Source organism: Pedobacter sp. UBA4863 (genome assembly GCF_002399615.1).
Lineage (GTDB): Bacteria > Bacteroidota > Bacteroidia > Sphingobacteriales > Sphingobacteriaceae > Pedobacter.
This window is the reverse complement of sequence record NZ_DHDZ01000032.1, coordinates 1-11,043: the sequence shown is the minus strand read 5'-3', so window position 1 is coordinate 11,043 and position 11,043 is coordinate 1. Positions and strand designations below refer to the sequence as shown.

General features: G+C 37.0%; 5 protein-coding genes. 3 read left to right on the top strand and 2 right to left on the bottom strand.

The annotated features are described in order from the left end of the window. Window positions 1–31: 31 nt before the first annotated feature. Window positions 32–1,690, bottom strand: coding sequence for an amidohydrolase (locus B3I52_RS06550; RefSeq protein WP_293299696.1), 1,659 nt, complete (start codon window positions 1,688–1,690; stop codon window positions 32–34). Window positions 1,691–1,851: 161 nt separating this feature from the next. After that, window positions 1,852–2,346 (bottom strand): cytidine deaminase, encoded by a 495-nt coding sequence (locus B3I52_RS06545; protein WP_293299695.1) that lies wholly within the window; start codon window positions 2,344–2,346, stop codon window positions 1,852–1,854. 256 nt (window positions 2,347–2,602) lie between these two features. Here B3I52_RS06545 and B3I52_RS06540 point away from each other — a divergent pair, with 256 nt between their 5' ends. The 3 genes from B3I52_RS06540 to B3I52_RS06530 all read left to right on the top strand — a co-directional run bounded on the left by B3I52_RS06540 (window position 2,603) and on the right by B3I52_RS06530 (window position 10,997). Beyond that, window positions 2,603–7,594: a translocation/assembly module TamB domain-containing protein gene (locus tag B3I52_RS06540; protein ID WP_293299694.1), complete on the top strand. Its 4,992-nt coding sequence runs from the start codon at window positions 2,603–2,605 to the stop codon at window positions 7,592–7,594. Continuing rightward, entirely contained in the window at window positions 7,578–9,878 is a 2,301-nt protein-coding gene (locus tag B3I52_RS06535) for a BamA/TamA family outer membrane protein (protein ID WP_293299692.1), read from the top strand. The genes B3I52_RS06540 and B3I52_RS06535 overlap by 17 nt, the downstream gene beginning before the upstream one ends. 117 nt (window positions 9,879–9,995) lie before the next feature. Further along, a complete protein-coding gene (locus B3I52_RS06530) occupies window positions 9,996–10,997 on the top strand; it encodes a YihY/virulence factor BrkB family protein (protein ID WP_293299690.1) in 1,002 nt (333 codons plus the stop codon). Window positions 10,998–11,043 lie beyond the last annotated feature (46 nt).

The window sequence follows — 11,043 nt, the reverse complement described above, 5'->3', positions numbered from 1 at the left end:
ATTGAAATTTAAACAGTTTCTAAGTTCTTAATTATTGTTGTTTTTTAAAGTGCTGTGCGGAGTCATAAACTTTCTCTCCATTAACGTATGTGCTAATCACTTTGTTTGTTATAATTTGCTGATCGTTAGCTTTCATTAAGTCATTTTTCATGATGACAAAATCGGCGAGTTTACCAACTTCTAAGCTTCCTTTTTCATTTTCTTCAAAATTTGATTTTGCTGCCCAAATAGTCATTCCTCTCAGGGTTTCTTCTGCTGTTAAAGCATTTTCTGACTGATACCCTCCTTCTGGATAGCCTTTTAAATCTTTTCGGGCCGTAGCGGCATAGAAGGTTAGCATCGGATTAATTTGTTCTACGGGGAAATCTGTCCCAAGGGCAACCCAACCATTTTGTGCTAACAATTGTTTATAGGCATAAGCACCTTTTACCCTTTCTTTCCCTAACCTATCTTGTGCCCAATACATATCTGAAGTAGCATGTGTTGGCTGTACAGAAGGCACTACCCTAGCGCTTCCAAATAAATCGAAATCGGCTGTATTTACTACTTGAGCATGTTCTATACGCCAACGTTTATCATTATTTTTTGGCAATATGCTGTTATAAATCTTTAAAACCGCACGATTTGCAGAGTCTCCAATAGCATGTGTGCACATTTGAAAATCATGTTCGTTAATTTTCTTTGCTACTTTTTCAAAATGCGCTATATCGCTCAATAAAAAACCTTTTTGGTTAGGCATATCATTATAAGGATGTAACAAGCAGGCACCACGCGAACCTAATGCCCCATCAGCAAATACTTTAAAACTTCTTACGTTTAGCCTATCTGTTTTTATTTTACCTCTTTTAATCAAGAAATCGTAGTTTTTTTCCGCATCTGAAAGCATTACATACAATCGCATTTTCAAACTTCCCTCGCCATGCAGTTGCTCAATTGCTTCTACCGCCAAATAGTCTAAACCACAATCGTCTATGGTAGTAAGTCCTACCGCAAAACATTTTTGTTGTGCCTGCAACAAAAGCTCTTTCATTCTTTCTTTGGTGATATCGGGAATTTTAGAACTTACCAAGCTTATGGCATTATCAATTAGCATGCCGGTAGGCTTTCCTTCTTTTTCTACAATATCTCCACCTGTTATAGGGTATGCTTTGGTAATTTTTGCAGCGTCTAGTGCCTTTTGGTTTGCAATAGCGGCGTGTCCATCTATACGGGTTAGCAGTACTGGCCTATCAGGAAAAAGTTCATCCAATTTTTGCTTGGTAGGAAATTGCTGATTGGGCCAGTCATTCTGATCCCAACCTCTCCCTATTAACCAGCCTTCGGGTTTATTTTTAGCAAATTCTTGCAATCTGGCAAGTACTTCTTCCCAAGAACTTGTTCCTACTAAATCTGCATTGTTTAAGCTTTCGGCATAACCAAAAAAATGGGCATGGGCATCTATAAATCCTGGATAAATGGCATTACCTTCTGCATTTACTTCTTCTTTAGCAGGATAGGTATTTCTAATCTCGTCAGAGCTGCCTAAAGCTAAAATTTTCCCATCCTTAATGGCCATCGCCTCTACCACTTGAAAGTTTTCGTTTACGGTGTAAATTTTAGCGTTGTACACCACTAAATCTGCTTTTTTAGAATTGCACCCAAAGAAGATTGCCATAAAGGCAAAGAAGGGCATTAGATTTACTAATCTCATTGCGATAAAAATCTTGGTTATAATTTTAAAGGTATAAAATTTCAGCATAAAGCAACCTCGTTTTCCTTAACAATTAAGAAAAGAAAATACAAATTACAGCTATTTACTACACATTTATATTGGTTTTTGGTGTTTTTATCACCTTATTTCTACCAGAAAACCTAAACAGTATTTGCTAACCTATCTTCTACAAACACAAAAGGCAACAAGCTTTTTATTCCGTTTACTTTAATAATTTGTCCGTTTAAGCAATAAAACAGTACTGCAATTGCCGATTTTTGTTTTTGTTCGAACTCTGCCATCACCTGTAAACACGCCCCGCATGAGGTTACTGGGTGTTTAATATCAAAATTTTCTGTAAAAGCCGTAATGGCCATAGTACTTATCACTGCGTTGGGTTTGCCCGAACCAATGGCAAACAACGCTACCCGCTCGGCACACAGACCAGACGGATAGGCCACGTTTTCCTGGTTACTGCCCAATATTATTTCACCGTTGGCAAGTTTAATTGCCGTACCTACTTTAAATTTAGAATATGGAGAATATGAAGTCTGTAAAGCTTCTTCAGCCCTTATGCACAACAATTTATCTTCAACAGACAGCTCATTTATATTTTCGTAAGTTTCGTAGGTGATTTTAAAATCAAGTATATTCATATATTAAACATACAAATTAGAATTAATAAATCAACTTTGTTAGCGTACAATTTAACTCAGCTTATACCAATTAAAATTACAATCGTATTAGCTTGGTAACTAACCTACAATAAAAGCAAAAAGCTAAAAAAAACAAATCTTATATTAGCAATTAACGGCACCTTATTAAAACTTTATACTTTATTGCGTGTTTTATTCATTAGCAGAAATGCTACATTTTATATATTTACATTCACCATCAAAAAATTAATCTCGCTTGAACAAGTATTTAAAAAAAGGTCTGAAAATAATTATATGGATAGTTGCCAGTATTATCTTACTGGTAGTGTTACTTGCATTCTCTCTAAATATTCCGGCAGTACAAAATTTCGTAAAAGATAAGGCCATTGGCTACCTTAAACACAAAACTAAAACCGAGGTAAGCTTAGAAAGTATTAAGATAGCATTTCCAAAAGATGTGGTGCTTCATAAATTCTATATTGAAGATTTAAACCAAGACACCTTACTTTATGCCGAAAAACTTCAGGTGGACATTAGCTTATTAAAACTATTGAAAAACACGGTAGAAGTTAATTACATTGAATTAAAAAACATTAGAGCTAATGTAAAACGCATAAATCCAGACACTACCTTTAATTTTTCCTTTTTGGTTGATGCCTTTATGAGCGACCAAAAAAAGCCTGAAGAAAAGGTAGCACAAGACAGTACTGCTGCCCTCAAATTTTCGGTAGATAAAGTGCATTTTGAAGATATTGGAATTACCTACCGTGATGATGTTGCCGGCAATAATGTAAAGTTTTACCTCGGCAAATTAGAAACCAACATTAAAGATTTTGATTTAGCAAACCAAAAATATGTAATTAAGAGTTTTAAGGTTAATCATACTTCTTTGTGGTATTTACAGCAAAAACCTTTAACTCAACTGGTGCAGCATTTAACCAATAGCATAGACAGTGCCCAAATAGAACAAGGCAAACTACCAACTATCGAAGTTCAGAAATTTGAATTTAACAATGTAAAAGTTAATTACGACGACCAATTAACGACAACCAATGCAATAGCCAATGTAAAGAAACTTCATTTCAACAATTTAAAAGTTGATTTAACCAACGGAAATTACACTACAGACCATGCCGAACTAGCCAATTCGCTCATCAAGTTTGCATTTAAACCTGCACCTAGTAACAATTTGGATAAGGTAAAGGACACTGTTATAGTAGAACCAGCTTCGGTGGCATTAGTTATCAAAAAAATCGACCTTGTTAATAACCAGCTACAATTTGACAACCTTAGCGCCAAACCTTTAAAAAAAGGAATGGACTTTAACCATTTAGCCATTAAAGAACTGAATTTAAGTGCTGAAGAGGTGAATTACAGCAGTAAAGGTATTACCGCAAAAGTTAAAAGTGGCTCGCTGAGCGACAAAAGCGGATTTGTTTTAAACGCTTTAAGGGGCGAAGCAATTTACAACGACAAACAAATTAAGTTGACAGGTTTTGTAGTGAAAACGCCCTACACCAGTATCGAAAACGAAACAGATTTAACGTTCACTACCCTGGATGATTTAACTAAAAACCCAGAACGTGTAAAATTAAAAATCGACTTAAAAAACACGACTATAGGCTTAAAAGATGCCACCTTTTTTAGCAATGCTTTGCCTCAACAATATGCCAATCAGCAACTAAAAGTAGATGCTAAAGTAGATGGTTATTTAAATCGTTTGAACATTCCAAAGCTACAAATCAGCGGTTTAAGAAACACCCAAATAGATATTAGTGGTAAAGCGAATAATGTAACCGATGTAAACAAAGCATTTCTAGACTTAAACATCAAGAAAATTCATCTTACCAAAGGTGATATTTTGGCTATTGTGCCTAAAAAATCATTACCAAACAACATCGAATTACCCAATGTAATTGATGCCAACGGTAAATTTAAAGGCTCAATGACCGATTTTAACACCAACTTAAATGTTCGTTCGGATATGGGCACTGCGGTTTTAGCTGCCAACATGAATGGCCCAAAAGGAAAGGAAAAGTATAGCGCAAATGTTAGCCTAAACAAATTTAACGTAGGTAAGTTACTGAAACAACAACCCACTTTAGGCAGGATTTCTGCAAAAGCAGCTGTAGTAGGTATAGGTTTAGACCCTAAAAAAATTAATGCAAAATTTAATGCAACCGTATTAAGTGCCTACTACAATAAATACAACTATAGCAACCTTAAGCTATCGGGTAATTACGCTAACCAAAAAGTGGCTATAAAAGGAAATATGCCAGACAGCAACGCCAATTTTGAATTAACGGCAAATGCAGATTTGGCAAAAAAATATCCAGCGGTAAAGGCAACCATTGCACTTAAACAAATTGATTTGCAGAAATTGAACTTTAGCACCTCCGAATTAAGGTTTGCTGGAAATATTAATGCAGACATTAAAACGGCAGATGTAGATTATCTTAACGGCGATGTTTTTGCCACAGGTTTGCAATTGGTGAAAGACGGTAAAAAGTTCAATTTAGATACGATCCAACTAAATGCAGTTACTACCCCTACCGAAAATAAATTAGCACTAAAATCAGAATTAATTAGTGCCACTGTTGATGGCAAATACCAACTGAGCAAAGTGGTCAATGCCATTATCAACCAAATTAACAAATACTACGCTTTTGGCGAAGTAAGCAATGTACCACCGCAGCGCATACGTTTTAGTGCAAACATTTATAACCCCAAGTTTTTGCAAGATTTTGTACCATCGCTCACTACATTTGTACCCGCCAGAATTAACGGATTAATTGATACCGAGAAAGACAGTTTGTTGATGAATGCTGTTTTCCCAAAAGTAACCTACAATGGCATCAACCTAGATAGCATTAAGCTAAACATCGCTAACCAAGATAAACAACTGAATTACAAATTGCTTGTAAATAGCATCCAAAATTCTTCAATTGCCTTATTTAACACAGAAATATCGGGTGCTGCCGAAAATAATAAATTAGATTTAAACGTCTTCTTACGCGACCGTAAACGTAAAGACAAATATGTACTTGCAGGTGTTTTTCAATCGATTAACAAAGATTTTCGCTTTAACCTAGTCCCAGAAAAGCTAATGTTAGACTACGAAAAATGGGCCGTAGCACCAGAAAACTATATACAATTTGGAGAATCTGGAATTTTAGCAAATCAGTTCAATATTAGTCAGGGTTCGCAATTACTGAGCATCAATAGTATTACCAAAACACCTAATTCGCCATTAAAGGTCGAGTTTAAAAACTTCCAAATAGAAACTTTGATGAAGTTTGCAGAAACCGACACCGCTTTAATGGGTGGCGCAATTAACGGAACGGTAAACGTAAAAGATTTAGTAACTACCCCAAAATTTGAAGCAGATTTAACCGTCAACAAACTGCGCTACCAGAAAGACGAACTGGGCGACTTAAAAGCCATCGTTAACAACAACACTACAAATGCTTTTGAAGTTGAGGTAAGCTTAAAGGGCGTTCACGAGCTATCTGCCAAAGGTTTCTATTATACAGCACCGCAAAGCAATTTAGACCTTGCCGTAAACATCCATAAAATTGATCTGCGACAAATTGAAAGTGTAAGTGCCGGACAGATTAAAGAAGGCAAAGGAACTGTTTCGGGAGCTTTTACCGTAAAAGGCGAGCTAACTCAACCACAAATTATAGGTGCCTTAAAATTTAACGATGCAGGGATGCGAATTGCCTATATCAACTCTTATTTTACCATACCAACCCAAGAAATTGCTTTTAACAACAATGGAGTTCTATTTAATAATTTCACGTTAATAGATTCGCTAGGCAAAAAAGCAACCATTAACGGCACCATTAACACCAGCAATTTTAGTAACGTAGGCTTTGGCTTAGATATTAAAACCAACAACTTTAGAGTAATGAACTCTACTGCCAAAGACAACGATATGATTTATGGAACAATATATGTAACCAGCAACATTCGTGTACGTGGCAATTTAAACCAACCCGACGTAAATATGAATGTTAGGGTGCTAAAAGGAACTGAATTTTACTACGCAATGCCAGTTAACGACCCATCGGTGATAGACCAAGAAGGCATTGTACAATTTATAGATGCCGATGCGCCACCCTTTAACGGGCAGAAAGATTTAAAGGCCGATAGCGTAAGTAAATCGCCAATAAAAGGAATTAATTTGGTAGCAGATATTAAGGTAGATTCCGAAGCAGAATTAAATGTAGTAGTAGATCCGGCCAATGGCGATATGCTAACCGTAAAAGGTGATGCTAATTTGAATGCGACCATGGACCCCAGCGGCAAAATTAGCATGACTGGTCGCTACGAAATTATAGATGGTTCTTATAGCTTATCAGTTGGTCCCTTAGGTAAAAAACCCTTTAAATTAGTAAAGGGCAGCAGCTTAGTTTGGACCGGAGAACCTACCGAAGCAAATGTAAACCTTACAGCACTTTATGAGGTAAATGCCGCACCAATAGATTTGTTAAACACTCCTGATGACCCGACTACCAAAACAAAACTACCTTTTCAAGTTTATTTGTACATGAAGGGCGAATTGTTAAAACCCATCATTTCATTTAAAATAGATTTACCAGAAAACGAACGTGGCACCGCCGTAGGAAGTCAGGCGTACACAAAACTACAAAGTGTAAACAGAGACGAAAATGAACTTAACAAACAGGTTTTTGCATTATTGGCACTCAACAGGTTTATTACAAACAACCCTTTCCAAAGTTTAGCCGGCGGTGGTGGCGGAGTATCTACCTTGGCCCGCTCTAGTGTGAGCAAACTGCTAACCGAACAGTTAAACAACTTAGCTTCCGATTTAATTCAAGGCGTTGATCTTAATTTCGGGGTCAATTCTTCCGAAGACTATTCTACAGGGAGCTTAGCGCAAAAAACCGATTTAGAAGTTGGATTATCGAAAAAACTGTTGAACGACAGGCTAACCGTAACCGTAGGAAGTTCATTTGCTTTAGAGGGCCCACAACAAGGCAACCAAGATGCCACCAATATTGCAGGTAATGTAAACGTAGAATATGCGCTCTCTAAAGATGGCCGCTACCGCCTAAGAGCTTACAGGCGTAACCAAAACGAAAGCATAATTGAAGGGCAAATCATCGAGACTGGCTTAGGCTTCACCTTAGTAGTTGATTACAATAGATTTAGAGAAATATTTCAGAAACGCAGAAATAGGAACAATGTTGAACAAAGACCAAAAAATGAGAAAACTAATTAAAATAGGAGCTTTCATATTGGCATGTTCAATTTTTGCCAATTGTAGCAATACCCGTTATTTAAAACCGGGACAAAATCTTTATGTCGGAGCCGAAGTAAAAGTCAATCCAGATTCTTCTTCTAAAATAGACAATGCTAAACAGGTAAAAAGTATTTTGGAAACCAAAACCAGGCCTCGCCCCAACAAATCTATTTTAGGCCTAAAACCTAAATTATTTATCTACAATTTAGCTGGCGAACCTAAAAAACCAAAGGGAATTAGAAATTGGCTACGTAATAAAGTAGGCGAACCACCCGTATTAATGAGCGAAGTAAGGCTTAGGTACAATAACGACGTGCTAAAAAGCTATCTAATTAGCCAAGGTTATTTACAGGCCGAAGTTACCGGCGATACTGTAATTAAAAGACGACGAGGAAAAGCTATTTATACTGCCAATACTGGCATTCGTTATAAAATTAATGAGGTTACCTTCCCGCCAGATACTGGTGACCTAACACATATCATTAATCAAAACAAAGATAAAACGCTGTTGAAAGCAGGTGATTTCTATGATTTAGAAACCTACAAAAATGAACGTATCAGAATTGATAACGACCTCAAAGAAAGTGGCTATTTCTATTTCAGTCCGGAGCATTTAATTTTACAGGTAGATAGTACCATTGGCAAAAATTTGGTAAATGTAAATGTACAAATCAAGAACATTACCCCCGATGCCGCACTAAAACCCTATACCATTAGAAATATCAACATCTACCCAAGCTATAGCTTACGCCGAGATAGCGTACTAAGAAGACTGGCACCATTAAAATATAATGATTTCAATATCTATGATAATAGAAACACCTACAAACCAAGGGTATTTGACAGGTTAGTCTTTTTTAAAAAACAAGAACGTTACAACAGAAAAGACCACAACCAATCGTTAAACAGAATGGTAAACCTAGGTGCTTTTCAAGATGTGAGGGCCGAATTTTTGCCCATAGACAGCTTCAAAAATAACCAACTAGATTTAAACATCTACCTTACCCCATTAAAGAAAAATTCGCTTACTTTTTCGGTAACAGGCACGAATAAATCTAACAACTTTATAGGTTCCGAATTAAAAATTACACAAACTACCCGCAATATTTTTAGGGGAGCAGAACAATTAGATATTAGTGCCAGCGGCGGCTTCGAAACACAGTACAGCGGGCAAGCAAAAGGCATTAACTCTTACTCGCTAAAAGGCGAAGCAAAACTTACCCTACCACGGTTTATTGTGCCATTTTATAAACCCAAAAGCACCAATGCCTTTATGCCAAAAACCATTGTTTCGTTGGGTTACGAATTACTAAGTAGAGATACAGTTTATAAACTAAACTCGTTTAAGGCACAATATGGTTATAACTGGAAAGAAAACCAGTTTAAGGAGCACAACTTTAACCCAGCTGCTATCAACCTCGTTACTTCTAACAAAGACACCGCCGATTTTGCCTATAAAGAACTTGTTAAACAAAACCCCGGACTACAATATACCTTAGAAGATCAGTTCATTGTTGGCAGCAATTACAACTTCACCTATACCAACCAAATGCAAGATAAGCGCAGGCATAACCTGTATTTCTTTGGAGGCTTAGAAACTAGTGGAAATGTATGGGGCTTATTTGTTAAAAATAGTGCCCATGGCGACAAAAGGCTATTTAATATTCCGCTTACTCAATTTATAAGGGTAGAAACCGATTTACGAAGCTATTACAAATTAAACACCGGTGTAACATGGGCCAACAGGTTAAACTTTGGCTATGGTTACGCTTATGGCAGCAGCAGTTTATTACCTTTTGTACGTCAGTTTTTTGCTGGTGGAAGCAATGACATTAGAGCTTTTAGAGCTAGATCCATAGGTCCGGGCACTTATCAAGTAATAAACAACAATACCGGCTTTGCAGACCAAGGTGGCGATATAAAGATGATGCTTAATTCTGAACTTAGGTTTAAGTTGGTAAGTATTTTACATGGTGCAGCCTTTGTAGATGCTGGAAATATTTGGTTACGCAAGGAAGATCCCATAAGACCCGGTTCGGCATTTAAGTTAAAAAACTCGCTAGATGAGTTGGCCGTGGGTACAGGCCTAGGTTTAAGAATAGATGCCACTATTTTCGTTATACGTGTAGATGGTGCTTTTCCAATACGCAAGCCTTATTTACCTAGCGGACAACGTTGGGTAATTAACGATATAGACTTTAGCAACAAAAACTGGAGAAGAGATAATTTAGTCCTGAACATTGGCATCGGTTATCCGTTCTAACCCCATGAACTACATTTATAGCGCAAAGAACATAGCGTTGCCATACAGCAATTTAGCAATAAAACAATTAACAATCCCAATTCGCCCAGTAGGGGCTTAGGAGGTAACAATAAAACAATGATAAAAGCAATTCCTAACAACATAAAACTCTTTTTCATCCACACCTACCACCTTTTTGTGGCAGCGGGCAAAGGATTTATAGAAGACCGGGTAATGAAATTAAGTGCGGCACTGGCCTATTATACCATTTTTTCGCTCACACCACTCATCATCATCATCATTTCTTCGGCCTCGCTTTTTTTAGGCGACAATATGGATCCAAACACTAAATTATTTGGAGAAATTAGCGAGTTTATTGGCGTAGATGCCGCCAACCAGTTACATAGCTTTGTAAACAATGCCAACCTCTCTGGCAAAAGTACACTGGGCTTAATTATTGGTATTGGTACGTTAATTATTGGTTCTACCGCAATTTTCATTGAAATACAAGACAGTATAAACCTAATTTGGAAAGTTAAAGCAGTTCCTAAAAAGGGCTGGAAAAAGTTAATTACAAACCGCTTACTGTCCTTTTCTCTAATTGCTTCCTTAGGGTTTCTTTTATTAGTATCATTGGTAATAAACAGCATAGTGGTGGGCATAGGCGGCAAATTAGACATTTACGCCGCAAAAATTGGCATTGAAGAGGTTTCTGGCTTACTAATGCTTGTGGTAACCAATGCACTTACTTTAGCCGTGGTAACCACCATTTTTGCCATTATTTTTAAAGTATTGCCCGATGTAAATTTGAAATGGAAACCCGCCTTAGTAGGTGCGCTATTTACCGCCCTACTTTTCAGCTTAGGCAAATACGTTATTGGTATCTATATTGAAAAAGGCAACCCGGGTTCTGCATTTGGCGCCGCAAGTTCAATTATTGTAATTCTGGTATGGATTTACTACACCGCTATCATTTTGTATTTTGGTGCAGAGTTTACGCAGGCCTATGCCGAAAAATTTGACACCGGCATCACACCATCAAAATATGCCGTGCACCTAAAAACTATTATCATAGAAAAAGAAGTAAAAGAGCTGCCTCCGCAACATCCTGAAGATACCGTTGCGCCCGAAAAGGAATAAAAAAATAGCTACAGATTTAGAAGCTGTTTAAATTTCAATAAGAATA

Bases quoted from the DNA above. Each gene is read 5' to 3' on its own strand.
- B3I52_RS06550 (WP_293299696.1), bottom strand. From the start codon at position 1,690: ATGAGATTAGTAAATCTAATGCCCTTCTTTGCCTTTATGGCAATCTTC.
- B3I52_RS06545 (WP_293299695.1), bottom strand. From the start codon at position 2,346: ATGAATATACTTGATTTTAAAATCACCTACGAAACTTACGAAAATATA.
- B3I52_RS06535 (WP_293299692.1), top strand. From the start codon at position 7,578: ATGAGAAAACTAATTAAAATAGGAGCTTTCATATTGGCATGTTCAATT.
- B3I52_RS06530 (WP_293299690.1), top strand. From the start codon at position 9,996: ATGATAAAAGCAATTCCTAACAACATAAAACTCTTTTTCATCCACACC.